This window comes from Pedobacter sp. (genome assembly GCF_041662865.1).
GTDB lineage: Bacteria > Bacteroidota > Bacteroidia > Sphingobacteriales > Sphingobacteriaceae > Pedobacter.
In genome coordinates this window covers 1-569 of record NZ_JBAZRL010000100.1, presented here as the reverse complement: position 1 = coordinate 569, position 569 = coordinate 1, and the positions used below count along the sequence as shown (strand labels likewise).

Sequence of the window (569 nt, the reverse complement as noted above, 5' to 3'; positions counted from 1 at the left end):
TGGGTAACGATACGTACATAGTTGGTACAGAATCATCTAGCGGACTGACCACCGCGGGTAAAGTTTGGAAAAATGGAGTATCATCTACCCTAACCGACGCTAGTAAAACTAATTATTTATACGGCATAGCAGCAATTGGTACAGATGTTTATGTTGGTGGTTACGAGCGTATTGGAACTACCACAAAATATATCGCCAAAACTTGGCTAAATGGACAAGAAACCAAACTAAGTGATGGAAATAGCGATTGCAGAATAATCGGTGTTTTTGTCAAATAGAAACATTTAGTACAAAGTGCAAAACTCAATTTGAACATACCAAAAGGTAATATTAAGCTTCATCATCATGAAAACAAAATCATTTTTAATACTATATAGCGCTGTAATATCGCTTTTTGTACAAGCTAGTTTTGCCCAAACGAAAGTAGATTTAACTGCGTATTTAGGTAAAAACGGCGTATTTAAAAGCCATAAACCTACTCGTTTACAGGCAAATACCAACAACTGTTTCAATTTAAAAATTTGATATAAGGTCATAGCCGATAATGGAACCGTCCTTAAAGCTTTCTT

The 569-nt window shown here is 35.3% G+C and carries 2 protein-coding genes; one reads left to right on the top strand and one right to left on the bottom strand.

Annotation, left to right across the window (positions count from 1 at the left end; translation table 11 throughout):
* Nucleotides 1-278, top strand: a 278-nt coding sequence (locus tag WC622_RS16510) for a hypothetical protein (protein ID WP_372820791.1), incomplete at its 5' end; no start/stop codon positions are given.
* A gap of 6 nt (nucleotides 279-284) precedes the next feature.
* Here WC622_RS16510 and WC622_RS16505 read toward each other — a convergent pair.
* Nucleotides 285-569: hypothetical protein (locus tag WC622_RS16505; protein ID WP_372820790.1), on the bottom strand; the 285-nt coding region annotated here is incomplete at its 5' end.